We start from the raw sequence: 24,773 nt of genomic DNA on the forward strand, positions 1-24,773 counted from the left end.
CAAAACGCCGTGCGAAAATCAGGCGACGTCGAGTGCCTGGATCTGCTCGATCAGCGAGTCGAGCTGCTTGCCGCTCAGGAGACCGGACTGGCGAAACACCAGCTTGCCATCCTTGAAGCCCATGATGGTCGGGATGGACTGGATCTCGAGCGCGCCGGCAAGATCGCGCGCGTCCTCGGTGTCAACCTTCGCGAAGACGACATCCTCGTGACGCGTGGACGCGTCTTCGTAGATGGGCGAGAAACGCTTGCACGGCCCGCACCAGTCGGCCCAGAAGTCGACCAACACGATGGTGTTGTCCTCGACGGTGCTCGTGAAGTTCTCGGAAGTCAGTGCCGTGGTTGCCATCTGCAACCCCTTTCGTATCTCGGTTCTCAGAGAACAACCAGTATGCCCGTGAGGGTATTCCCCAGCGGTCGTTACTTGATGGCGATCAGGCGCCTCATCGGCAGCGGCACCCGGATCGGGCCGTCGGCCAAGCGGCCGCGGAGGTACTCGATCGCCGCGGCGCCGCGGGCGGCGTCGATCGGGGCGCGGAGGCCGTCGAGCAGCCGCAGCGCGTCTTCCTCGCTCGCCACCTCGTAGTAGTACCTCGCGCGCTTGTCCTCCGCCTTGGTCAAGCCGACGGCGGTGAACGCCGGCTTCGCCTTGAACTCCGTGATGCCCGGGAGATGCGGCGCGACACGCAGCGCTCCCAGAAGCCGGCTGATGAGCTTCAGGTCGTCGACGTTCGTCGGCCGCAGCGACGGCGTGAGCGCGGCGAACACTCCCCCGGGCCGCAACACGCGGGCGGCCTCGGCGAGGAAGCGCGGGCGGTCGGCGACCACCGCGATTCCCAGGGACGTGACCACGGCGTCGAACGAGTTGTCCGCGAACGGCAGGTAGGAAGCGTGGGCCTGGACGAGCGGACCACGACCACGGCGCCGAGCCTCCTCCAGTTCCTCGATCGCACGGTCGAGCCCGATGACGGTCCGCCCCGGACGGGCCAGCCGGTCCACCATGGCCCCTGCCCCGCAGGCAAGGTCGAGCACCGTCTTCGCCGACGACGACACCGAGCGCGCCAGCCACTCATAGGGGGTGTGCTCGCCGCCGAAGGAGCGGGAGAGCACAGCCTCCATCGCGCCGGGGCCGCGCCCCGGCTGCGTGACGGGGGTCTGCTCAGACATCGGCGTCGACGAAGAGCAACTCCGCCGCGAAATGGCCGAGGTCGAGCGACTTCTCGCCCAAGGTGATACGCACACCTCCCCTGTCCCCGACGGCTTCGAACTCGGAGCCTGGACGCAGTCCCAACTCATCTAGCGCGCGCAGGGAGTCCGGGTCGGCCTGGATGTTCTCGCTCATCCTGCGCAGCGTGAATCGGCGCGGCTCGTCCGTGGCGACCTCGGCCAGCGGCGCGGCCCCCTGCCGGAACGGCGTGTGCTCGATGTCGACGCCGAGATCCTTCAGCCCGGGGATCGGGTTGCCGTACGGCGACACCGTCGGGGTGTCGAGGATCTCGATCAGGCGCTTCTCGACGTCGAGCGAGATCACGTGCTCCCAGCGGCACGCCTCATCGTGCACCTTGTCCCACTCGAGGCCGATCACCTCGGTCAGCAGGCACTCCGCCAACCGATGCTTGCGCATCACGTCGCGCGCGAGATGTGCTCCCGCACGGGTCAGCTTGATGGTGCGGTCCGTGTCGACGACCAGCAACCCGTCGCGCTCCATACGGGCGACGGTCTGCGAGACGGTCGGCCCGGATTGGTGCAGCCGCTCCGCGATCCGCGCTCGCAGCGGCGTCACGCCCTCCTCAAGGAGTTCGTACACCGTGCGCAGGTACATCTCAGTGGTATCGATCAGGTCGCCGCTCATGCCTCTTCACCTTTCGTCTCCCCCATGATCCTAGTCCGGGAAGGCGACAGCCCGTCTCTGTACCAACTGCGGCATGCCCGCCTGCACGAGCGAAACGTGAATCGCCCCGGGTTTAGTGGAGGGCGAGTTCTCCCAGCTGCGGTTGCTGCTGGGGGGGTGTTCTCACGGTACTGGTCTCCTGCTCGATGGGTGTGAGGTATCCGATCGAGGAGTGCAGCCGGTTCTCGTTGAACCAGTGGACCCAGGACAGCGTGGCGAGTTCGAGCTCGTCGGCGGTGCGGAACGGGCCGTCGATCTTGACGCACTCGGTTTGGTAGAGCCCCACGACGGTCTCTGCGAGAGCGCTGTCGTAGCTGTCACCGACGGTTCCAATCGAGGCGATCGCGCCGACGTCCGCGAGTCGCTCCGAGTAGCGCAAAGCAGTGTATTGAGCTCCGGCGTCGGAGTGTTGGATGACGCCGGTGACGTCTTCACCGGCGCGGTCGCGGATCCACAGGGCCATCTCGAGGGCATCCAGCGGCAGATCGGTGGGCATTCGGTTCATCGTCCGCCAGCCCACGATCCTGCGTGAGTAGACGTCGGTGACGAACGCGGTGAACGCCATCCCCGACCACGTCGGCACATACTCGAAGTCCACGACCCAGAGCTGGTTTGGGTCGGTCCGCGCGGAAGCAGCGTTGCACGTGATCCGGCGGACGAGACACGCCCGTGTCGGGTCGGGTAGTGACGACCTGCTTCCCGCGCCGGATCCCGCGCAGCCCCTGCTGACGCATCAGCCGTTCGACCGTGCACCTGGCGACCATGAAGCCCTCGCGGCGCAGGAGGTGCCAGATCTTCCGGACGCCACTGATCCCGCGCCCGAGCTTCAGACCGAAGAACACCCGCTCGATCTCGGCGACCAGTTCCGCGCACGCAGCGATCTGGCCAAGGGCGGCCGCTTCTAGAACGCGTAGTAGCCGGACGGGGCGATCTTCACCCCGTGCTCGGTCAGCACGCGGCAGATCGGCTCGACCCCGAACCGGTCACGATGATCGTCAATGAACTGAACTACCACGGCAAACGCGGGCCGAGCTCCCGCGCGAAGAACGAGGACGCCGCCAACAAAATCTCGTTCGCGCGCTTCAGCTCGCGCACTTCGGCTTCGAGCGCCTTGATGCGTTGAGCGTCGCTGGTGGTGGTCCCGGGGCGTTCGCCCGCGTCGATCGCGGCCTGCCTGCACCAGCCTCGCAGCGTGTCGGCGTTGACCCCGACACGTTGCCCGATCCGAACCACCGCCGCGTTCAGCGACAACTCCGGATCCTCTTTCCTGGCCTCGGCAACAAGCCGCATCGCACGCTCACGCAACTCCGGCGGATACTTCCTCGGTGCTGGCATAGTCATCATCCTTTCGCGGAATCAGACCCTCCACCACACCCGGGGCGATTCACCAGCGCAGCACCCGAACTCAGCCGACTGGAACAGGGCCTGGGCGCCCGCTTAACCAGCTCTTGAGCCGCTTCGCGGTGTGAACCCAACGATTCGTCCTGACCATCAACGAAATCGCGTAACCCAGCAAAACCCGAAACCGACGGACCCCGAACCCCGGGGACCCGTCAACCGACCCTGCCCACCATCAAGTCATTTTCGGATCAGCGGTTACCCACTCGCCGTGGCGGAGGACGCCGTGGAGGGCGCCGTCATCGTCGACGAGGCACACGTCCGCGAGGAATCCGGGCGCGAGGCGGCCGACGCCGGCCAGGCCGTGCCAAGCGGCCGGCGTCGTCGCCGCCATGAGCGCGGCGTCGGGGATCGAGACGCCCACGTCCTGCACCACGAACTGGAACGCGCGCGCCATGGTGAGGGTCGAGCCGGCGATGGCGCCGGGAGAGCCGTCGGCGGTGACCAGCCGCGCGGTGCCGTCCACGACATCGACCTTCAGCTCGCCGAGGATGTAACGCCCGTCGCCCTTGCCCGTCGCGGCCATCGCGTCGGTGACCAGGGCCACCCGGCCGGGGCCTGCGGCGTCGATCGACATCCCCGCGATCACCGGCGCGAGGTGGATGCCGTCGCAGATCAGCTCGACCATCACGCGCTCGTCGGAAAGGACGACGGGGATGGGACCGGGCTCGCGGTGGTGGATGGAACGCATGGCGTTGAAGAGGTGCGTGACGACATCGGCGCCCCACTCGATCGACAGTGCGGTGGTGACGTCGTCGGCGTCCGAATGCCCGAAGGCGACGTGGACGCCCGCCTCGACGAACCGACGGGTGGCTTCCTCGCCGTGCCGGCGCTCGACGGCCATCGTGATCATCTTCAACGCCGGACCGCCCGCCGCGATCAGGCGCTCGACCGACTCCGGATCGGGATCGCGCAACAGGGCGAGGTCGTGCGCACCCTTTCTTTCGGGCGCGAGGAACGGCCCCTCCAAGTGGATGCCCGCGAGCTCCCCCTCCTCGACGAGACCGCGCAGCACCGCGAGTTGCCGCTCCAGCTTGTCGATGGGCTCGGTCACGGTGCTGGCGAACAGCGTCGTCGTGCCGTGCGTCCTGTGGTACCGGGCCGCGCGCAGGTTCGCCTCGCGATCCGGGTCGCCGAAGCTCACGCCGTCGGCGCCGTGGCAGTGGGTGTCGACGAAGCCCGGCACGGCCCACAGCGGCAACGGGTCACCGTCTCCGTCGGCGGGGCGCACCGAAACGATCCTCCCGTCCTCGAATGCGATAACGGCGTCGTCTATCACCCCGTCCGGTGTGACGGCGTGGGCGACGTGCAACGACTCGGCTGACATGGGCCAAACCTAGTGGTCTGTCGCCCCCGCTCACGCCACACCCCTAAAACGGATAGTCGTTCCTGTTCATTCGACCCGCCCCCGATTAGGCTCAACGAATGCAGAAGCGCGCAATGACTTCGTGGGCGACGGCGCTCGTGCTCCTGGCCTCCGGCTGGCTCGGCACCTCCGTCGCGCACGCCGACCCCATCGACACCACCTCGAAGACGGAGGTCGCAGAGGCCTACAACGCGCAGCTGGTGCCCGCGCTGAAGGTGAAGCCCAAATGGACGGGCAGCGTGGCCAAGTGCAAGAACGGCAAGCCGACGACGCAGCCGAGGGCCGCGGCGGGCAACGAGTCGTCAGCCTCCACGAAGGCGACGTTCACGGCCGTCAACTTCTATCGTCGGCTCGCCGGGCTCGAGCCCGTCAAAGAGAACACGAAACTGTCGGCGAAGGCGCAGCAGACGGCGCTCATCATGCGGGCGAACGAGACGCTGAGCCACTACCCGGCCAGCAGCTGGAAGTGCTACAGCAAGCACGGCGGCGCCACGGCGGCCCGCTCCAACATCGCGATCAGTTGGGGCAGCTCGGCCGGCGCCGGTGCGCACTCGATCTCGCTGTACATGGACGACTACGGCGACCACAACAAGGAGGTCGGCCACCGGCGGTGGATCCTGAACCCGGAGGCGTCGCGCTTCGGCACCGGCTCGACCAGCCGCACCAACGCGCTGTACGTCTACTCCGACGCCAAGAGCGACAACGCGAACCCGCGGCCCAAAGGCGGGACCGCATGGCCGTCGAAGGGCTACTTCCCGTGGGAGACCGTGCCGACGAGCAAGCGCTGGTCGTACTCGCTGCCGCTGGTGTTCGACGAGGACACCTGGAACTACAACTACGACCAGTTCGACAAAGCCAAGGTCACGATGGCCAAGAACGGCAAGAACCTGAAGACGAAGGTCATCGCACGAGGCTGGGGTGCCGGCGACCCTTCGCTGGTGTGGGAGACACCGAAGCTCACCCAGCCGAAGTCCGGCAAGACCGACAGCTACAAGGTCACGATCACCGGTATCAAGGGCGCGAAGAAGGTCAGCTACACCGTCAAGGTGTTCACCGCCACCTACAAGTCGCTGACGAGGACGCCGACGCCGACCGTCTCCGGCACCGCGAAGGTGGGCGCGACGCTCACCGCGAAGCCGGGCACCTGGCAGCCGAGCGGCGTGAAGCTCACCTACCAGTGGTACCGCGGGTCGTCGAAGATCGCAGGCGCCAAGGCGAAGACCTACACGGTCACGAAGGCCGACAAGGGCGCCCAGATCAAGGTGCGGGTCAAGGGCTCCAAGAGCGGCTACGCCACGGTGTACAAGCACTCCGCGCACACGAAGAAGGTCGCCTGACCACCGCTGGTTGGTGAATCAACCCGCCGTGTGCTGCTGATTGTTGCGGAAGTAAGCGACGAGGTCCTCGGGCAGCGTGGGGATGTCGCGCGGGGCGGAGCCGGAGCGCAACGAATCCGTCGCCTGGACCGCGGCAGCGACGGCGTGCCACGCACCGAGTGGTGAGGTGTCCGTCGGCGCCCCCTCACGGACGAAGCGGACGAACTCGCCGACGGTGAGGACATCCGCGTCGCCGTGGCCGCCGGCGTCGCCCGCGATCGGGAACTGGGCGTCGCCTTGCGCGTCGTAGTCTCGGCGCCGATTCCACAGCTTGATGACGCCGCCCTCGCCGTCGCCGAAGTTTTCGATCCGGCCCTCTGTGCCGATCACCGTGTAGTTGCGCCAGTAGTCGGGCGTGTAGTGGCACTGCTCGTATGACGCAAGGACGCCCGACTCCAACTGCATCAGCATCATCGACAGGTCCTCGACGTCGACGACGGGGTTGAGACCGGTCTGCGACAGCGGCGGCCAGTTGTCGTAGCTGAACCAGTCAGTCATCAGCTCGCCGGTCCGGTCGCGGCGGTCGGTGACCCGCCCGTACAGCGAAAGGGCACCCATCGCGGTGACCCGCACGGTGTGCGAGTCGGCGAGCCAGTGCATCACGTCGAGGTCATGCGCGGCCTTCTGCAACAGCAGGCCGTTCACGTGCTGGCGGTCGGCGTGCCAGTCCTTGAAGTAGTAGTCGCCGCCGTTGCCGACGAAGTGGCGGCACCAGATCGCCTTCACCTCGCCGATCAGTCCTTGCCGGATGAGGTCACGCATGCCGCGCACCACACCCATGTGCCGCATGTTGTGCCCGACGTACAGCTTCGTGCCGGTCTCATATGCCGTCGTGAGGACGCGCGTCGCATCGTCGAGGTGGATCGCGAGCGGCTTCTCAAGGTAGACGGGTACGCCGGCCTCCAGCAGCTCGCAGGCGACGGCGGCGTGGGTGTCGTCGGGGGTGGTGACCAGCGCGACGTCGACTCCAGACTCGGCCAGCTCCCGCAGCGACCCCGCCGCGACGATGTCGGCGCGGCCCAGCCGGTCGATGATGCGCTGCTCCGCGTCGGGGTGCGGCTCATACGCGGCGGTGATCACGCCGCCGTTCTGGGCGTGCTCGAAGATCCGCGCGATCCCCGATCGCGCGCCCACGCCGACGACGCCGACCTTCAGCAGTTCCCGATCCATGTGCCAACTCTCTCACTTGCGGACGAAAAACGCGACGGCGCCCGCCGCGAGGGCCAGCACGCCGGCAAGGGCCAGCGCGATGATCGTGCCGCGCCGCGAGGGCTGGGCGCCTCCGGCGACGTCGTCGTCCGCGGGTGCAGTGGCCGTCGACGTCGGCGAGGAGCTGCCGCTCGGCGACTCCGACGGCGAGGCCTCCGGCTCCGGCGAGGGCGTCACTGTCGTCGTCGTGTCCGCGGGTGGCTTCGCCGTGGTCCTGATGGCCGGGTTTCCGCCGACGAAGATCTCGTCGGCCGCGCCGCGTGCGATCGACTCGCCCTCGGGCGCGCCGTCGATGGTGTCGGTGACGACGGTGTCCCAGCTGAACGCATCGATGTACTCGATGCCCTTCGCGGTGCGCAGGGCCATGGTGGAGCCGTCCGCGAGGAACACGCCGTCGGTGACGCCCTCCGGCGCGGCGGTGACCCGCACGAGCGTGTTCATCGACTCGCGCGACAGATTCAGCGACGACCGATAGATGCCCGGGTTGTCGCCGGAGGTCACGACGTAGACGCGACCACGGCCGGAGATCAGGAACGCCTTGGCGTCGCGGGGGCCGTCCTGGTAACGGAAGTCGAACGCGTTGTACGTGGTCTGTCCCGGTTCGGTCGAGGTCAGGCGGTAGGCGACGACGTGGTCGCGCGCGGCGTCCGCGTCGCCGAAGTCGGCCACCCACAGCTTGTCTTCGCTCCAGGCGAGGGCCTGCACGGACTGGGGCGTGGCGTTGAACCGCACCTCGTCTCCGGTTTCGGCCTTGACGACGATGCCGTCGTTCGCGGAAGCGCCGGCCAGCCAGAGGGCCTCGCCGTCGTGGGCCATGCCGACGACGGGGGCGACACCGTCGGGCGGGAGGATGTCGTCGGCGACGGCCGCGAGCGGAGCGAGCCCGAGGGCGAGGCCGGCGGCCAGCACGGCGAGCCCGAATCGTGAGGTGTTCATGGAGCTCCCAGCCTAGTGGCGTGTCGTGGAGTTGGCGCCCCGTTGCGCGACCCCGAACCGCTCACTGCCCTTGCCCCCACAGCGCGCCGACGATGGCCACAACGATCAGGGCGACGAGCACCCCCGTCACGATCAGGCGGCGAGTTCGAGGATTCACGTCCCCGAGGATACGCGGGGACCGGCAACGTGTCCCCAAGCTCCCCAACGAAGCATCACGCGACTACCGTTGGTTCATGGAACGGACCTTGTTCTGCGCGGTCGCCATCGACGACGTCCGCGACGTGTTTCGCGCTCCGCCCGAGCTCGGGGCTCGGCTCCGCTCGGCGGCCGCGGATTCCTTCAGCACGCCCGCGCCGACCACGCGCGGTTGGCTCGGGCCGCTCACCCGGCGTCACCGCCCTACTGAGGTCGATCCGTCGGTCCCCTCGCAGCAGGACATGCAGGCGCTGCTCACCGGCGCCTATGTCGCGCCGGACCGGCTGCGTCCGAGCTGGCGGCTGCTGGCGGCATGGTTGGTCGAGCTGTCCGCCGCAACGGCGACGGTCGAGTTGAGCCATGACGGCTGGGACGCCGCGGAGTGGGAGCTCGCGCGCGCCGGCTTGAACAGCGACTACGCGCTGCGTTCCCTGTGGGACCGCCCCATCGGGATGCCGCTGCCGCCGCTTCCGGGCCAGGTCGCGGGGTATGCAAAGCACGTGCATGCCGTCGAGGCCCTTGAGGCCCTTGCCGAGGCCGCAGCCCGCGCCGACCTGACAGCGGAGGCGCGCGACGCGGTCGCCAAGGTCGTCGACGTGCTCAGGGTGGCGGCCGACGAGCGCCTGGACGTCGTCGTCATCGGCCTTCCCGAATAGCAGTTACTCGATCACGAGCACCAGGTCGCCGCCCTCGACAGGGGTGGCCCCCGTGAGGACCACGCGCTTCACGACGCCAGCGACCGGCGAGTTGATCGCTGCCTCCATCTTCATGGCCTCGATGGTGGCCACCTGATCGCCGGCGGCGACCTCCGCGCCCACCTCGACGGTGGGGGTCACCGCGCCGGAGAACGGTGCCGCGACGTGGCCCTTGTTGTTCGGATCCGCCTTCTCCGCCGCGGCCACTTCCGATGCGATCGACAGGTCGCGCACGCGCACCTGCCGCATCTGCCCGTTGAGCAGGCACATCACGGTGCGCTTGCCGCGCTTGTCGGGCTCCGAGATCGCCTCGATGCCGGCCAGCAGGGTCACGCCCTTCTCCAGCGGGATGGCGTACTCCTCGCCGCGCTGCATGCCGTAGAGGTACGGCAGCGTCGGGAGCACGGAGACGTCGCCGAAGTCGAGGCGCGCCTGCTCGAAGTCGCGCGTCGGGCCGGGGAACAGGAGCCGGTTCAGGGTCTCCTGGCGGGCGCGGCCGGCCTCGGCGAGGAGCGCGAGGTCGGCTGCGGGCACCTCCGTGTCGCGGACGGGTGTCCTGCGGCCCTGCAGCGCCTTGCTGCGGAATGGCTCCGGCCAACCGCCCGCGGGCTCGCCCAGCTCGCCGTTCAGGAAGCCGATCACCGAGTCCGGGATGTCGAACCGCTGCGGGTCGGCTTCGAACTCCGCGGGGTCCGCGCCAACGGCGACAAGATGCAGCGCGAGATCGCCGACGACCTTCGACGACGGCGTTACCTTCGTCGGGCGGCCGAGGATCTTGTCTGCCGCCGAGTACATGTTCTCGATGGCCTCGAACTTGTCGCCGAGTCCCAGCGCGATGGCCTGCTGGCGCAGGTTCGACAGCTGGCCGCCGGGAATCTCGTGGCTGTAGACGCGACCGGTCGGCGCGGGCAACCCCGACTCGAACGGCGCGTACAGGCGGCGGACCGCCTCCCAGTACGGCTCGAGGTCCAGCGCGGCGCGGGGGTCGAGGTCGGGCTGGCGCGGGGTGTGCTGCAGCGCCATGACAAGCGCCGACATCGGCGGCTGCGACGTCGTCGAACTCATCGCCGAGTTGGCCACGTCGACGGCGTCCACGCCCGCGTCGATGGCCGCGAGCAGGGTGGCCAGCTGGCCACCGGTGGTGTCGTGCGTGTGCAGGTGCACGGGCAGGTCGAAGCGCTCGCGCAGCGCGGTCACCAGGCGGCGCCCCGCCTCCGGGCGCAGCAGGCCGGCCATGTCCTTGATCGCGAGGACATGGGCGCCCGCTTCGACGATCTGCTCCGCGAGGCGCAGGTAGTAGTCGAGCGTGTAGGTGGGCTCGGCGGGGTCGAGCAGGTCGGCGGTGTAGCACAGCGCGACCTCGGCGATCGTCGTTCCTGTGGCAAGCACGGCGTCGATCGCGGGACGCATCTGGGACACGTCATTCAGCGCGTCGAAGATGCGGAAGATGTCGACGCCCGTCACAGCGGCCTCCTCGACGAACGCGTCGGTGACCTCCCTCGGGTACGGGGTGTAGCCGACGGTGTTGCGGCCGCGCAGGAGCATCTGCAGGTTCTGGTTCGGCATGGCCTCGCGGAGCTTCGCGAGGCGCTCCCACGGGTCCTCGCCCAGGAATCGCAGGGCGACGTCGTAGGTGGCGCCGCCCCAGCACTCGACCGAGAGCAGGTTCGGCAGGAGCCGCGCCTGGACGGGGGCAACGGCTACCAGGTCGCGGGTGCGGACACGGGTGGCGAGCAGCGACTGGTGCGCGTCGCGGTAGGTGGTGTCGGTGATGCCGACGGGGACCGCGGCGCGCAGCTCGGCCGCGAACGCAGCCGGGCCGACCTCGCCCAATCGCTGGCGCGGGCCGTCCGGGGCGGGGACCGTGAGGTCTGCCGTCGGGAGCTTGAACCAGTGCCCCAGCGTGGTGACGGCGTCGCCGTTGGGCTTGTTGACGGTCACCTCTGCGAGGTGGCGCAGCAGCTTCGTCGCGCGGTCGGCCGGCGTGCGGGCGCTGAGCAGGTAGGGTCGCTCGTCGATGAACGACGTGGTCACAGCCCCGCGCTCGAAGTCCGGGTCGTCGAGCACGGCGCGCAGGAACGGGATATTGGTGGCGACGCCTCGCACGCGGAACTCCGCCAGCGCGCGACGGGCGCGGGCGAGGGCGCCGTCGAGCGTGCGGCCGCGGGCTGTGAGCTTCACCAGCAGCGAGTCGAAGTGCGGGCTGATCTCGACGCCGGTGCCGGTTGTGCCGCCGTCGAGTCGAATGCCGGCGCCGGAGGCGGAGCGGTACGCGGTGATGAGGCCGGTGTCGGGGCGGAACGAGTTGAGCGGGTCCTCGGTGGTGATGCGGCACTGCAGCGCCGCGCCGCGGATCTGCAGCTCGTCCTGGCGGATCCCGATCTCCTCCAGCGTCTCGCCGCGCGCGATGCGCATCTGGGCCTGCACGAGGTCGACATCGGTGATCTCCTCGGTGACCGTGTGCTCGACCTGGATGCGTGGGTTCATCTCGATGAACACGTGGCGGCCGGCGCGCGGGCCGTCGGTCTCGACGAGGAACTCGACGGTGCCCGCGCAGGTGTAGTTGATGGCCTTCGCGAACTTCACGGCGTCGCTGGTGAGCGCGTCGCGGAGCTCCTGGGAGATGCGCGGCGCGGGCGCGATCTCGATCACCTTCTGGTGGCGCCGCTGGATGGAGCAGTCGCGCTCGAACAGGTGGACGGTGTCGCCCGTGCCGTCGGCGAGGATCTGCACCTCGATGTGGCGCGGCGCGGCGACGGCCTGCTCGACGAACACCGTCGGGTCGCCGAAGGCGCCCTCGGCCTCGCGCATGGCCGCGCCGAGCTCGTCGGCGAAGACCGCGGGGTCGTCGACGCGGCGCATGCCGCGCCCGCCGCCACCGGCGACGGCCTTGATGAAGACCGGGAAGCCGATCTCGTGCGCGGCGGCGATGAGCGTCTCAGGGTCGGTCGACGGCGGGCAGGAAGCCAGCGTCGGGACGCCTGCCTTGCGGGCCTGCTCGATGGCCGCGACCTTATTGCCCGCCATGGTGAGCACTTCGGCGGACGGGCCGATGAAGGTGATGCCGTTGGCCGCGCAGGCGGCGGCGAGGTCGGGGTTCTCGGAGAGGAAGCCGTAGCCGGGATAGACGGCATCTGCCCCGGACTCCTTCGCCGCGCGGATGATCTCGTTGATGTCGAGGTAGGCGCGGACGGGGTGTCCCTCCTCGCCGATCAGGTAGGACTCGTGCGCCTTCACGCGATGGTCGGCGTTGCGGTCCTCGTAGGGAAAGACGGCGACGGTGCGGAGCCCGAGTTCGACCGCGGCGCGAAACGCCCGGACGGCGATCTCGCCTCGGTTGGCGACCAATACCTTGTGGAACATGGCCGTCACACTACTGGCCGCGCACCTCCCCGCCGATTCCTGGTCCAGCCCCCGCCTCCTCCGACCGCGACGCCAGCCTTCCGACCCGTGCCGCCAGCCGTCCGAGTCATGACGCCTGCCTCCGACCGTGATGCCAGCGTTCCGACCCGTGATGCCAGCGTTACACCGTGGCGCCTGTCTCCTGACCAAGAAGCCTGGCCTGCGTCGTAGCGCCAGCCGTGTAGGGCAGGCGCCACGATGCAAGCCAGGTATCGCCGTTGGAAGCCAGGCGTCACGGTGGATGCCAGGCGTCACCGTGTAGGGCTGGCGTCACGGTCTAGGGCTGGCGTCACGGTGGAGGGCAGGCGCCGCGGATAGGGAGCGCTGGCGCCGTGAGAAACAGATGCTATATTGCTAGCATGCAGTCGTCAGACGGCGCGACACAGCCGAAGGTGCAGTTCAACGTCTATCTCCCCCCGTCGCTGATCCGCGAGGTCAAGCACCGCGCGATCGACGAGGACCTCTCGCTCTCTGCCCTGGTGGAGAAGGCGCTCACCCACTACCTGACGACCACGGAGGCGAACCGATGATCACCGTCCAGCTCATTTACTACACCTCCCACACGAGGCAATGGCGCGCCCTCGCCCGGGCCCTGGGCCTGACCCCGCCGTTCACACCTGGCGAAGACTGGGCCGAGTTCGAGGGCGGCGGCATCCTCGCGATTCACTACGCCGACGGCGGCCGCGTGGGCACCGCCGACCTCCACTTCCTCGTCGACGATCTCGACGCCACCGAGGCGCGGCTCCGAGACGCGGGGCTCACGGTAGAAAGCACGATGCTCAACGACGTCGGCCCGCTCCTCACCATCACCGCCGCATCCGGGGCGACGATCAGCGCCTCGGCAGGCGCACGGGTCGCGAACTCCGGAACCCTCGCCGTCCAGCCGATCTGGTTCCAGGCCGATCTCGACGAGCCGCGGCGGATCCTCGAGACGCTCGGGCTGCGCGCCCGGCTCGCGTCGGACTCGGGCGGATGGATCGAGTTCGAGGCCGATGGCGGCGGCTCAGCTGCGCTGCATGCCGGCGACGCCCCGACGATCGGCCTGTCGCTGGAATGCACGGGCGACCTCGACGACCTGGCGCGGCGGCTCACCGACTCCGGCTTCGCCGCCACGGTGGTGGACGAGGCCTACAACCGCACGCTCCGCGTCGTCACCCCCGACGGCGATGAGCTCTGGATCAACGGCGCGATGGACGACCTCTACGGCTACACCCGCCTCGACGCCTGAGACCCGGCCGTGACGCCTGCCGTCGAACGGTGTGGCCAGCGCTGCGCGGTGACGCCTGCCCTACACGGCTGGCGCCACGGCGCAAGCCAGGCACCTTCGACGGAGCGCAGGCGTCACGATGGAGGGCTGGCGCCACGACGGAAGGCAGGCGACGCGGTGTAGGGCTGGCGTCGGAGCGCGGTGACCGTCGGCGATATCCTCGACGCATGAGCGAGTCACACGAGCGGACGGCACACGTCTCCTGGGAGGAGGGGCGTGCGGCCAACCTCGCGAACTGGGAGGACCGGGTCCCGATTCACGAGGTTGGCTACGGCGTCGCTGCCGGCACCGTCGACGAGGACCTGACCCGCGTGGTCGCCGACGACCTCGCCGCGATGGCGCCGTTCCTTCCGAACGGCACCGTCGATGGGCTGGACCTGTGCCATCTCCAATGCCATATCGGCACCGACACCATCTCGTTCGCGCGCGTCGGGGCGCGCACCACCGGCGTCGACTTCTCCCCTTCGGCGCTGGCCTCCGCCGCTCGCCTCGCCGAGCGGTACGGCGTCGACGTCGCGTGGGTCGAGACCGATGTGCTCGACGCCGCCGCGGCCGTCCGGGAAGCCTTCGCCCGCGGCGCGGCCCCGACGGCCGACTTCGACGTCGTCTACACCTCGATCGGCACGATCTGCTGGTTGAACGACCTCGACCGGTGGGCCGCGCAGATCGCGGCGATCCTCCGTCCCGGCGGCCTGTTCTACATCCGTGACGGGCACCAGGCCATGTATGCCCTCGACGAGAACGCCCCGGACCTACGCACCGTTCGCCGCTACTTCGGCGACGGGTCCGCGGAGGTCTGGGACGACGAGGGCACCTACCTGGGCGAGGGCACGGTGGCCCACACCCGCACCTACGAGTGGCCCCATGCCTTGTCCGAGGTGGTCAATGCCCTCATCGGCGCAGGGCTCCGCATCGAGCGCCTCGACGAGGGCACCGTCCTCCCCTGGCAGTACAGTCCGCACATGGAGCAGGTCGACGGCGGATTCGCCTGGCCCGGGCCGGAACGCGACCGTATGCCGGTGACGTTCTCGGTGACCGCCCGCAGGCCCTAGCAAGTGGGCCCCTACCGAGTCGGCGTTCTCCGGGCAACTGCCCTACTTCGAGTCGCGTCGGTGACGCGCATCGGTGACGTACATCCAAATAAGCCAAGCAAAGACCGGAACTACTGAGACTGGGCCAGCCCAAGGCAGTTGCCCAGGCCCGGAGATATCAACAAAGTTAAGAACAACAAGCCATGCGGTGCCATCCTCCGTAGCGACGCCCCGAGAGAGGTCTAGCCCCTCGGGGAGGGAGACCCCCAACGCAGGACCATCGCTGAGCCCCACCTCCACGTCCAGGTCCGGATCAGTTGGGATGTCGACGTCCGCGGACACGCTAGGCGCTCGCTTGGGTGTCGTCGGCACGGCCACCGCGACCGCCTCGGAAACCAACATGGCGACTTCGGCAGGTGTATGTCCGCCGTCGTCGGCAAAAACAGCAGGCGTTTGCCCTAGCGTTACCCCGAGAGCAACGCCAACCGTGACGAACCTCGCGGTGATACTGGTTAATGATTTGGACATTTCTACCTTCCTCGGGCTCAACATTGAGCGCGTCAGAAGCGAACTTGTTGACACTCCCTCCTCCGGTCAAGCTAGGAAATCCGGCCCAAGGCCCCACCAGCAGTGCCCACAGAGGACTACCTCAGCCATCAACTCAACCATGACAAGGTAATTCGTTCGGGACCCAAAGGCGCCACACCTGCCACAGCCGCATTTCAGGTCGGCGTTCGGCGCCGCAGACTCGGTACCAAAGTTGGTTCTTGAGGGCGCGATTGTGCCTTGAGAGCGTGATCCGCGATAGCACGGCTGTTGGCGCCTGCCGTCAACGCACGCAACCATTGGTTTCTTGGCAGGATAACGGCACCGTCGTGGTCGTCCGCAAGCGCTGACCGCCGGTTGCCCTGCGGGCGTCCGGAAGCCGGACTAGGGTGGGGAGCGTGACGCGTCCCCAGGCCATCCTTCATCCGCTGCCCGCGGCGGCGCTGTTTCTCGTGCTCACCGTGCGGCAAGGCGGCGAGGACGTGACCCGCGGTCTGCTCGCCGACGTGCCCGCGCTGCGCCGCGCCGTCGGCTTCCGGGTCCCGAACGACCGGCTAGAGATCGTCGTCGGCGTCGGTTCGGACGCTTGGGGGCGCCTGTTCTCCGGGCCGCGGCCGGCCGGGCTGCACCCCTTCATGCCGCTGGACGGCGGACGCCACTCCGCGCCGTCGACCCCGGGCGACCTGCTGTTCCACATCCGCGCGGCAACCCCCGGGCCCTGCTTCGAGCTGGGCCGCGTCATCATGGACCGGCTGCGTAGCGCTGCCGACGTCGTCGACGAGACGCACGGCTTCCGCTACTTCGAGCAGCGCGACCTCCTCGGCTTCGTCGACGGAACCGAGAACCCTGAGGAGGACGAGGCCGCGGAGGCCGCGCTCGTCGGCGGCGAGGACCCCGCGTTCGCGGGCGGCAGCTACGTCGTCGTGCAGAAGTACCTGCACGACATGTCGGCGTGGAACGCGCTGAGCGTCGGCGAGCAGGAACGCGTCATCGGCCGCACGAAGATGGAAGACATCGAGATGCCCGACGACGTCAAACCTGCCAACTCGCACATCGCGCTGAACGACCTGCCCGAGGCCGACGACGGAAGGGCGCGCGAGATCCTGCGCTCGAACATGCCGTTCGGCGAGCTGGGAACCGACGAGTTCGGCACCTACTTCATCGGCTACGCAGGACACCCGGAGGACATCGAACTCATGCTCGAGAACATGTTCATCGGCTTCCCGCCCGGCAACACCGACCGCATCCTCGACTTCTCGACCGCCGTCACCGGCTCGATGTTCTACTGCCCCACCGTCGACTTCCTGGAGGACCAACCGCCCTCCCCCAGCCTCGTCGGCGAGCCCGCTGCCCCTGAACCCACTCCCGCCGTGCCGGACGGCTCGCTCGGCATCGGCGCACTCGGAAGGAACCCCTCATGAACAACCTGCATCGCAATCTGGCCCCCATCTCGGACGCCGCGTGGGCGGACATCGAGGAAGAGGCGAAGCGCACGTTCCAGCGCAACATCGCGGGGCGCCGGGTCGTCGACGTGTCCGGCCCGCACGGCAACGACTTCGCCGCCGTCGGCCTCGGCCGGCTGCACGAGATCGACGAGCCGGACCACGGCGTCGAGTCGCACGTCTTCCGTTCGAAGCCCGTCGTCCAGCTGCGCGTGCCGTTCACCCTCTCGCGCGAGGAGATCGACGGCGTGGAGCGCGGCAGCAAGGACGCCGACTGGGATCCGCTGAAGGACGCGGCGCAGCGCATCGCGTTCGCCGAGGACCGGGCCATCCTCGATGGCTACGCCGCGGCCGCCATCGACGGCATCCGTCCCGCGTCGTCGAACCTCCCGATCGCCGTTCCCTCAGATGTCGACGACGTGCCGGAGGCCGTCTCGCAGGCCGTTTCCGAGCTGCGCCTCGCCGGCGTCGAGGGCCCCTACACCGTCCTCCTCGGCGCCGAGCTGTACACGCTGATCAGCGAGACCTCGAACCACGGCCTCCCGCTGATGGCACACCTCGCACGCATCGTCGACGGGGACATCATCTGGGCGCCTGCCATCGAGGGCGCCGTCGTGCTGACCACCCGCGGCGGCGACTACGAGCTGCACCTTGGCCAGGACCTGTCGATCGGCTACCTGTCGCACGACGCCGAGTCCGTCCAGCTGTACTTCCAGGAGTCGTTCACGTTCCTCGCCAACACCGCCGAGGCTGCGGTCGCGCTCACCGCTTCCTGATCGGGGTGCTGGTCTTCCGTGGACGGCCAGCACCACCGGCGCCACTCAACCGACCCTCGCTGTCGCCGGTTTTGGCGCTACGCAGGCTGAAAACGTTCGGTCACCCCTCGATCCGGGATTAGCCCGCCACTACAGGACGTGCACCCCGGGGACGGCCTCCGCCAGCCGCCGGTCGCGGGTCCACAACGGCACACCCAGCATGTCTGCCAGCGCCGCGTAAGCGGCATCGTAGGCTGTGACCCGATGACGCAGCCGCCAAACCTCTTGCGCCATCGGCCCGAGCGACGCGCGCCGGATCCTGAGGTCGAAGAAGTCGTCGACGGCGTCCCAGGCCCGCTGTTCGCTCACGTGACCGCCCAGGGCGAGCCCGCGCAGCGCGCTCATCACCTCGTAGTCGATCAGCGACGGCGCGTGCATGTCTTTACTGAGGAGTTGCGCCCGCAGTTCCTTGCCGTCCGCGCCCACGAGCGCATCGACGATCACCGAGGTATCGACGACAATCGCCTCAGCATTCACGGTCGCGCCGCACGATGTCGACGCTCGACAGGGACGCAACCTCGGACCGTCGGTCGATACGGCCGAAGACCTCGTCGAGCTGCGGCGTGGCCGCCTCCCGCTCAAGCAGGTCGCGGAGGTACGCGGTCAGCGACTGCCCGTTACGGGCTGCGCGCGAGGCGAGAACATCACGCGAGACGGGCGCAACCCCCCGAATCTGAATCAAAGTAGCTGTCATGCATCCATTTTACATACTGTTGGGCGCGGTGCCGTGGTTCGCAGTACGGCATGGTTGGACCGGCAGCACCAGGACCTCGGAGGAAACACCCATGGGCGACGACGACACCCGACCTACTCTGTCCGCGGCCGACACACCCGACCTCGAGCGGGCGTTCGAGGCTGCCGTCGCCACCGTGCTCGACTGCAACGTCGTGCCGGGCCGGGGCGCTCACGAGCCACGGCTGTACCTCCGCGCGGGAGGCGGCTACCCAGAGCCATGGACGCGGGATGCCGCGATCAATGCGCTCCAGGCGGGGGCGCCGCTGTGCCCCGACGTGGCGCGGGACACCCTCACCATGGTGTGCGACCACGACGACGACGGCGCGCCCATCATCGCGCGCGACAACCAGTGGTGGGACTCGATCATCTGGGTCCTCGGAGCCTGGCGCTCCTACCTGGTGACCGGGGATGAGGACTTCCTCGAGACGGCTTTCGGCATCGGTGTCCGCTCGCTCGCCGGGCTCAGGGCGCGACGGTTCGATCCCCGGCGCGGACTCTTCGAGGGCCCCGCCGTCATGCAGGACGGCATCAGCGGCTACCCCGACGACCTCGTCGACGCCGCGCGCGCGTCCACCCACTCGTTCGTGCTCGACCATCCCGCGACGCACCGGATCGCCTGCCTCTCGACGAACCTCGTCTACCTCCGTGCCCATCGCGAACTGCTCGCCATGGCCGACGAGCTCGACCGCCTCGGGCGGCCCAGCGCCCGATCTGGGCCCCCGCGGCCCGGGTTCCGGTCGACGCCTTCGGCGCGTAGGGCCCTGAGTGACGACGCGGACGCGCTCGCGACCGCCATCGAGCGCACCTTCTGGGATCCGGTGCTGGGGCGCTATCGCTTCCTCAACTACCCCGATGGACGGGTCGATGCCTCTCAGGAGGGCCTCGGGCTCGCGTTTGCCGCGCTCGCGGCCGACGACGAGCGCGCCGCCGCCGTCGTCACGGGCGCCCATCGGCAGCCGCGCGGCGTCGTCAACCTGTGGCCGCACGTCCAGGGTTACAGCGACGACCGACCGGGCCGCCACAACGCCCTGCTCTGGCCCATGGTGATGGGCTTCTGGGCCCAGGCGGTGGCCCGCACCCGCGACGAGGCCCTGTTCGGCCAGGCGCTGGGCGACATCGTCTCGCTCGTCGCCGGCAGCGGCTTCGACTTCTTCGAGACCTACGACGCCGTCACCGGCGCGCCCCACGGCGGCTGGCAGACCGGGGCCGAGTGGGAGTCCCAGCGCGACCAGACGTGGTCGGCTACCGCCTACATCGGCGCCGTCGTCGAGGGCCTCATCGGCATCCGGTTCCTTCCCTGCGGGCTCGCGATCCAGCCCCTCGTGCCGCCCGGCACCGGGCCGGTCGCCCTCCGGAACCTGCGCTACCGCCACGCTCTCCTCACGGTGGACATCCGCGGTCACGGCGCGACCATCTGGTCGATCAGGCGCGATGGCGTCCCCATCAACCCCGACGCCGTGGCCGTCCCCGCAGACGCGACCGGGCCGGTCACCGTCGAGATCGAACTGCGGCCTGAGCGTTAGCCAGGTCGATTCCGTTCGATTGCCCGGCAGTCCAGGGTTGCCCAGGCTGGATCCGTCAGGATGCTGACGTCCGTGACCTGGCTGACCGTCAGCGGCGTGGATCGGTGACGGATCCAACCTCGCTAGGGGTCGGCCACTGACGGACTCAACCTGAAACGTCGCGAGTAGGGGTTGCGTGTGTCCGGTGGCTCAGCCGGCGTGGCCGTTCGCGATGTCGACGGCGCGGCAGCCCGGGGAGCATTGCTTCATCCGCCCCCGCCAGCCACGGCGGCGGAGCGCGGCACCGACCTGCCCGGCGGTGTCGCACGGCGTGATGTGCACGTGGGGCCAGCGATAGCGCAGCGTGATCTCGTCGCGGGTGACGAGAACGTCGTTGTCGCGCATCACGTCGGCGTCCGTGGCGCGCCCCGGATGAGCGAGTTCACCGTCCAGCTCGACGCGCACACGGAACCCTGGATACCAACAGTCCGAACGGATCCAACGCCCTCGGATCCTCTCCCACTTCTGGCGTACCGCTCGAGGAAGGCCGTGAGCGCGCTCGACGCGTCGTCGGTACTCCAGCTCCAGGTGGGACTCGACGCCCTCATCGGTGACCTCGAGCAGCCGGAGCGCTAACTCGCGGTTCCGCACACGCGGGTAAGTGCTGAGCTGGGTGACGAAGGTGGTGGGGTTCAGCCGCGTCTGGATGGCAGCGATCAGGACGTCGAGAACTTCACCGTTGGTCGCGGCGTCATCGACGAGGTCGACGACGGTCTGCTCAAGTGAGGTGCGTTGCGGGGTACCGGTCCGCGTGCTCGGGACAGTGGGTCGGTGGATGGTGCACCGCGGGGTGGACCGCAGCCCGGCCGACTGGGGAACCGTGATGTCGAGGACCTCGGGGGGGTCCTTACGGAGGCCGTGAAGATACGCGGCGGTCTGGTGGGAGAACACACCGCGGCCCCCGACCCACTTCTGCACGCAGGCCAGGCGCTGCTCCCAGGACGGCACACCGGGAAACAGCAGGAACACCGCGGGGAACGGCCGCTGCCACTCGCCGGTCCGGACACGGTTAGCGATCGTCCCGGAACTCACACCGACGGCGATCAGCTCGGTTCTCGTGGCGACGCCCCCGACGGCGCCCATCCACGCGGCAAACGCAGCTCTGTCCATCCGACGATGGTGCCCGGCGCTCGCCGCGAGCGCTACCCCGATCGCGCGACCTGTGGATAACTCCAGCTGAAGGCTGGCTCAGGAGCTGCGCGCCAGCCACGCCGTCGCCCAGGCTGAAACATGCAGTCGCCCCTGGGATTGGCGAGGCTGAAAACGTTCAGCTGCTCAGCGGTTTGGGGTTACTCAGGCTGGATCCGTCAGGATGCTGACATCCGGAACCTGGCTAACCCCGTGCAGCGGAGAACGGTGACGGACTCAACCTCCGTGGCCTCTGCGCGTGACGGACTCAACCTCCGTGGCCTCTGCGCGTGACGGAATCAACCTCGCTGCTCTTGTTGCTCACACCCAGCCGTTGTCGGTCGCCGTGAGGAGGGCCTCGGCGCGGTTGCGGGCGCCCAGCTTGCCGATGGCCGAGCTCAGGTAGTTGCGGACCGTGCCCTCCGACAGCGACACCGCCGCGGCGATCTCCTCGGTGCTCGCGCCGCCCGCGGAGGCGCCCAGCACCAGCGCCTCCTTCGCTGACAATGGCGTGGGACCGATCGACAGCGACGCTGCGGCCAGTTCCGGGTCGACGACGCGCAGCCCGCGCGCGGCCCGCCGGATCGCCTCGACCAACCGGTCCGCGGGCGTGTCCTTGACAAGGAACCCGACGGCGCCGGCCTCCAAGGCGCGACGAAGATACCCCGGGCGCCCGAACGTCGTCACGACGATGACCCGCGTCCCCGGCGACGCCTCGGCCACCGGCACGATGGCCTCAAGCCCGTCCTCGACGCCGAGCCCGCCGTCGGGCATCTGGACGTCGAGCAGCAGCACATCCGGCCGCTGCTCGCCGACGACGGCGATCGCCTCCGCGCAGGTACCCGCCTCGCCGATGACGGTGAGGTCGTCCTCGAGGTCGAGCATTGCCCGCAGCGCCGCGCGGATCAGCGCCTGATCCTCCGCGATGACGATCGTGGTTGTCATATCCTCGCCTCAATCACGGTTCCGGCCTCTCCTGACTCGACGCTCAACGTTCCGCCCGCCTCCTCGACGCGGCGGCGGAGGCCGTCGAGGCCCTCCCCCGCGGCGCCGGGCGCGATGCCGGCGCCGTCGTCGCGGATCCGGACCCAGCCCGGTCCGCACTCGACGGTGCAGGTGCTCGCCGCCGCGTGCCGGACGACGTTGGTGACCGCCTCTCGGACGGCATAGCCGAGCACCTCGGAGGCGTCGTCGTCGAGGTCCGGCACCGCCGCGGGGGTCCTTGCCTCGACGCCTGCGGCCACCAGAACGGAGCGGGCTGAGGCGATCTCGGAGGCGAGCCGCACATGCCGCATGCCGGAGGCGGTGGCACGGACGTCGGCGAGGGCCTGGCGGGCGACGGCGCCTAGCGAGGTGATCTCCGCCCGCGCCGCCTCGTCGTCACGGCCCACCAACCGGGCGGCCAGGTCCGCCTTGATCGCGACGGTGGTCAAAGAGTGGCCGAGAATGTCGTGCAGGTCGCGGCCGATGCGTTCGCGCTCCGCCGCGACGGCAAGCACAGCCGTGCGCTGCTCCGCCACCTCCGCCCGGCGCCGCGCGTGCTCGGCCTGCAGCGTCAGACCCACGGTGGAACCGATGGTGGCGGCCATGATGGCCAGCACCATCCCGAAGATGTCGCCCTGCGCGAGCGACCACCCGCCCGCGGCCAGCGAGATCAGCACGATCACCAACCGAGCCTCCTGCCAGCGGATCAGCAGCGCGGCCGCGGTGGCCGGGAATGGCGCGAAGTAGGCGAACTTGGCCTCGCCGTCGGTGACGATCCCCAACGTCACGATGAGCCCGATCAGTCCCGCAAGCCACAGCCAGCGGCGGGCCTCGCCGAGGTGCAGCACCCAGCTGGTGCCCAGCATGAACGTCCCGACGCCGAACATGAGCGCCGTGACCACCCACACGTGCGGGCTGTCGCGCAGGAAATAGATCGGGATGAAGAGGAACGCGAGCGACGGCAGCGTGTAGCCGGCGCCTTGGGCGAAGCCGCGACGCCACCCGGGCAGCTCGCAGGCCTCCGGCACGAACGCCGGTGCCGCGCGGTCGTCGATCATCGCCCTCTCCCTCAGTTCGATCGGCGCGAGGTGCGCACAGCCCGACGGTAGCTGAGGCCGCCGAGGATCAGCAGGAGGATCGACCAGACGGCGATCACCTGGACGCCGCGCCACGGGAAGGCGCCGCCGACGAGGGGCCAGCTGCCGATCTGCCCCGCCCAGTACGACGGCGTCAGCCGCCCGACGGCCTGCATCGCGCCGGGCATCAGGTCCAGCGGCACCCACAGCCCGCCGACCATCGACAGCGCCAGCATGGTCAGCGTCGTCACCGCCGACGCCGTCTGGGGCTTGAACACGAGCCCGATGGACAGGCCGAGCAGCACCATGGGCAGGAGCGCGGCGAGCAGGAGCCCGAACGTCGCCGCCCAGACCGGAAGGTCGAGCCGGACGCCGCGCACGATGCCTGCCGCGAACACCATGAGCAGCGCGGGCATCACGACGGTGACGGCGGTCAGCACCTTCGCGCCCACGAACTCGGCAGGGTTCAACGGCGTGAGCATGAGCGTCCGGAACCAGCCTGAGGACCGCTCGGACTGGATGCTGGCGCCGGCGTTCATCGCGGCGCCGAGCCCGCCGTAGGTAGCCATGGTGACCATCATCACCGCGGCGATGACGGAGCCCGCAGGGTCGTCGCCTTCCCCGCCATAGATGGCGCTGAAGAACAGGTACATCGTCACCGGCATCGCGATGATGAAGACGAGGAAGGACCAGTCGCGGAGGATGGTGCCGAGGCTGAAGGCGTAGTAGCGCGCGAATCGGGCACCGGAGAAGCCGGTGCCGGAGGCTGCGATGGCGGTCATGTCATGCTGCTTCCGTGAGGGCGAGGAACGCGTCCTCGAGGCTGGGCGAGGTGACCTCGACGTCGCGAACCTCCGCGCCGTCGAGGGTGAAAAGCGCACGGAGAGTGGCGTCGGAGTCAGAGCAGCTGAGCTGGTGGCGGCCGTCCTCGGACGTGGCCGCCAGGACGCCGGGCAGCCGGGTCCAGTCGCGTTCGGGGCCCGTGAACGACACGATGCGCCCGCCGACAACCTGCCGGATCTCGCGCCCCGTGCCGTCGGCGATGACGCATCCCTTGTTCAGGACGACGATCCGGTCGGCGAACTCGTCGGCCTCGTCGAGGTAGTGCGTGGCGAACACGACAGTGCGGCCGGTGGCCGCGAAGTCGGCCATGGTGTCCCAGAAGCGGCGGCGCGACAGGGCGTCGAGACCGACGGTGGGTTCGTCCAGGATCAGCAGCCGCGGGTCGGCCATGATGGCGAGCGCGAAGCGGACCCGCTGCGCCTGGCCGCCGGAGAGCTTGCTCGTGCTGGTGGAGAGGAACTCGCCGACGTCGGCGAGCTCGATGACGCGGTCGAGCGGCAACGGGTGGCTATGCAGCGCGCGCATGCCGCGCAACAGCCGGCCGACCTTCGTGTCCCACAGCAGTGTGCCGTTCTGCAGCATCGCGCCGAGGTCGCCCGCGCGGGTCGCCGCGACCGGCGACCGGCCGAAGACGCGCACCTCGCCCGCATCCGGGCGCGTGATGCCGAGGATCATCTCGGTGGTCGTCGACTTGCCGGCTCCGTTGGGCCCGAGTAGCGCAAGGATCTGGCCGGTGGGAACGGTCAGGTCGATGTCGTCGACGGCCGTGAGCGCACCGAAGCGCTTGGTGAGGGAGGTGAGGCGGATGCCGGGTGTCTCGTTCATGCCCCCCAGTCTTCGCGGCCACTGCCGCGCCGACCAGGGGGCACTGTCACGA

The 24,773-nt window shown here is 69.2% G+C and carries 21 protein-coding genes, 2 pseudogenes and 1 other annotated feature; of the genes and pseudogenes, 8 read left to right on the forward strand and 15 right to left on the reverse strand.

Annotated elements, in window-relative coordinates; all coding sequences use genetic code 11:
* Window positions 1-18: 18 nt before the first annotated feature.
* The 5 genes and pseudogenes from trxA to IPJ61_RS02015 form a co-directional block, all read right to left on the reverse strand.
* A complete protein-coding gene (gene trxA, locus IPJ61_RS01995) occupies window positions 19-348 on the reverse strand; it encodes a thioredoxin (RefSeq protein ID WP_297102486.1) in 330 nt (109 codons plus the stop codon).
* Between the two features lie 71 nt (window positions 349-419).
* Window positions 420-1,166 (reverse strand): class I SAM-dependent methyltransferase, encoded by a 747-nt coding sequence (locus IPJ61_RS02000; protein WP_297102488.1) that lies wholly within the window; start codon window positions 1,164-1,166, stop codon window positions 420-422.
* Window positions 1,159-1,851 carry a metal-dependent transcriptional regulator gene (locus tag IPJ61_RS02005; RefSeq protein WP_297102490.1) on the reverse strand — a complete coding sequence of 231 codons (693 nt, stop codon included), beginning with the start codon at window positions 1,849-1,851 and terminating at the stop codon, window positions 1,159-1,161. The genes IPJ61_RS02000 and IPJ61_RS02005 overlap by 8 nt, the downstream gene beginning before the upstream one ends.
* A gap of 112 nt (window positions 1,852-1,963) precedes the next feature.
* A pseudogene (locus tag IPJ61_RS02010) lies at window positions 1,964-3,225 on the reverse strand (IS3 family transposase).
* Window positions 2,813-2,941, reverse strand: a sequence feature (AL1L pseudoknot). Its footprint overlaps the pseudogene before it by 129 nt.
* Before the next feature lie 238 nt (window positions 3,226-3,463).
* Window positions 3,464-4,615 carry an N-acetylglucosamine-6-phosphate deacetylase gene (locus IPJ61_RS02015; RefSeq protein ID WP_297102492.1) on the reverse strand — a complete coding sequence of 384 codons (1,152 nt, stop codon included), beginning with the start codon at window positions 4,613-4,615 and terminating at the stop codon, window positions 3,464-3,466.
* Between the two features lie 98 nt (window positions 4,616-4,713).
* Here IPJ61_RS02015 and IPJ61_RS02020 point away from each other — a divergent pair, with 98 nt between their 5' ends.
* Window positions 4,714-5,991 carry a CAP domain-containing protein gene (locus tag IPJ61_RS02020; RefSeq protein ID WP_297102494.1) on the forward strand — a complete coding sequence of 426 codons (1,278 nt, stop codon included), beginning with the start codon at window positions 4,714-4,716 and terminating at the stop codon, window positions 5,989-5,991.
* 18 nt (window positions 5,992-6,009) lie between these two features.
* Here the strand turns inward: IPJ61_RS02020 and IPJ61_RS02025 are convergent.
* A pseudogene (locus tag IPJ61_RS02025) lies at window positions 6,010-7,191 on the reverse strand (Gfo/Idh/MocA family protein); the annotation flags it as partial.
* Between the two features lie 21 nt (window positions 7,192-7,212).
* Entirely contained in the window at window positions 7,213-8,175 is a 963-nt protein-coding gene (locus tag IPJ61_RS02030) for a hypothetical protein (RefSeq protein WP_297102496.1), read from the reverse strand.
* Window positions 8,176-8,408: 233 nt separating this feature from the next.
* Here IPJ61_RS02030 and IPJ61_RS02035 point away from each other — a divergent pair, with 233 nt between their 5' ends.
* Window positions 8,409-9,026: a hypothetical protein gene (locus tag IPJ61_RS02035; RefSeq protein ID WP_297102498.1), complete on the forward strand. Its 618-nt coding sequence runs from the start codon at window positions 8,409-8,411 to the stop codon at window positions 9,024-9,026.
* A 3-nt stretch (window positions 9,027-9,029) separates the two neighbouring features.
* Here IPJ61_RS02035 and IPJ61_RS02040 read toward each other — a convergent pair whose 3' ends face one another.
* A complete protein-coding gene (locus tag IPJ61_RS02040; protein ID WP_297102500.1) occupies window positions 9,030-12,428 on the reverse strand; it encodes a pyruvate carboxylase in 3,399 nt (1,132 codons plus the stop codon).
* Window positions 12,429-12,826: 398 nt separating this feature from the next.
* On the opposite strand from IPJ61_RS02040, the gene IPJ61_RS02045 reads away from it, so the two are divergent.
* The 5 genes from IPJ61_RS02045 (at window position 12,827) to IPJ61_RS02065 (ending at window position 17,529) form a co-directional block, all read left to right on the forward strand.
* Window positions 12,827-12,997, forward strand: coding sequence for a ribbon-helix-helix domain-containing protein (locus IPJ61_RS02045; RefSeq protein WP_297102501.1), 171 nt, complete (start codon window positions 12,827-12,829; stop codon window positions 12,995-12,997).
* Complete coding sequence (locus IPJ61_RS02050) at window positions 12,994-13,695, forward strand: VOC family protein (RefSeq protein WP_297102503.1); 702 nt, start codon at window positions 12,994-12,996, stop codon at window positions 13,693-13,695. Before IPJ61_RS02045 ends, IPJ61_RS02050 begins: the two co-directional genes overlap by 4 nt.
* Before the next feature lie 206 nt (window positions 13,696-13,901).
* The gene (locus IPJ61_RS02055; RefSeq protein ID WP_297102505.1) at window positions 13,902-14,786 is read left to right on the forward strand and encodes a class I SAM-dependent methyltransferase; all 885 of its coding nucleotides are present in this window, start codon (window positions 13,902-13,904) and stop codon (window positions 14,784-14,786) included.
* Between the two features lie 923 nt (window positions 14,787-15,709).
* Entirely contained in the window at window positions 15,710-16,732 is a 1,023-nt protein-coding gene (locus tag IPJ61_RS02060; RefSeq protein WP_297102507.1) for a Dyp-type peroxidase, read from the forward strand.
* Window positions 16,729-17,529: a family 1 encapsulin nanocompartment shell protein gene (locus tag IPJ61_RS02065; RefSeq protein ID WP_297102509.1), complete on the forward strand. Its 801-nt coding sequence runs from the start codon at window positions 16,729-16,731 to the stop codon at window positions 17,527-17,529. Before IPJ61_RS02060 ends, IPJ61_RS02065 begins: the two co-directional genes overlap by 4 nt.
* Window positions 17,530-17,658: 129 nt before the next feature.
* Here the strand turns inward: IPJ61_RS02065 and IPJ61_RS02070 are convergent, their stop codons facing one another.
* Window positions 17,659-18,045: a type II toxin-antitoxin system VapC family toxin gene (locus tag IPJ61_RS02070; RefSeq protein ID WP_297102511.1), complete on the reverse strand. Its 387-nt coding sequence runs from the start codon at window positions 18,043-18,045 to the stop codon at window positions 17,659-17,661.
* The gene (locus IPJ61_RS02075; protein WP_297102513.1) at window positions 18,035-18,262 is read right to left on the reverse strand and encodes a hypothetical protein; all 228 of its coding nucleotides are present in this window, start codon (window positions 18,260-18,262) and stop codon (window positions 18,035-18,037) included. The genes IPJ61_RS02070 and IPJ61_RS02075 overlap by 11 nt, the downstream gene beginning before the upstream one ends.
* A 91-nt stretch (window positions 18,263-18,353) precedes the next feature.
* On the opposite strand from IPJ61_RS02075, the gene IPJ61_RS02080 reads away from it, so the two are divergent.
* Window positions 18,354-19,826 carry an MGH1-like glycoside hydrolase domain-containing protein gene (locus IPJ61_RS02080; protein WP_297102515.1) on the forward strand — a complete coding sequence of 491 codons (1,473 nt, stop codon included), beginning with the start codon at window positions 18,354-18,356 and terminating at the stop codon, window positions 19,824-19,826.
* A gap of 189 nt (window positions 19,827-20,015) precedes the next feature.
* On the opposite strand, the gene IPJ61_RS02085 is transcribed toward IPJ61_RS02080, so the two are convergent.
* From IPJ61_RS02085 to IPJ61_RS02105, 5 genes are all read right to left on the reverse strand, one after another.
* Entirely contained in the window at window positions 20,016-20,975 is a 960-nt protein-coding gene (locus IPJ61_RS02085; protein WP_297102517.1) for a type IV toxin-antitoxin system AbiEi family antitoxin domain-containing protein, read from the reverse strand.
* A 339-nt stretch (window positions 20,976-21,314) separates the two neighbouring features.
* Window positions 21,315-21,938 (reverse strand): response regulator transcription factor, encoded by a 624-nt coding sequence (locus IPJ61_RS02090; protein WP_297102518.1) that lies wholly within the window; start codon window positions 21,936-21,938, stop codon window positions 21,315-21,317.
* On the reverse strand, window positions 21,935-23,035 hold the full coding sequence (locus tag IPJ61_RS02095) for a sensor histidine kinase (protein ID WP_297102521.1): 1,101 nt from the start codon (window positions 23,033-23,035) through the stop codon (window positions 21,935-21,937). The genes IPJ61_RS02090 and IPJ61_RS02095 overlap by 4 nt, the downstream gene beginning before the upstream one ends.
* An 11-nt stretch (window positions 23,036-23,046) precedes the next feature.
* On the reverse strand, window positions 23,047-23,835 hold the full coding sequence (locus IPJ61_RS02100; protein ID WP_297102523.1) for an ABC transporter permease: 789 nt from the start codon (window positions 23,833-23,835) through the stop codon (window positions 23,047-23,049).
* A gap of 1 nt (window position 23,836) precedes the next feature.
* Complete coding sequence (locus tag IPJ61_RS02105) at window positions 23,837-24,721, reverse strand: ABC transporter ATP-binding protein (protein WP_297102525.1); 885 nt, start codon at window positions 24,719-24,721, stop codon at window positions 23,837-23,839.
* Window positions 24,722-24,773 lie beyond the last annotated feature (52 nt).

It is taken from the genome of Tessaracoccus sp. (genome assembly GCF_016714275.1).
GTDB lineage: Bacteria > Actinomycetota > Actinomycetes > Propionibacteriales > Propionibacteriaceae > Arachnia.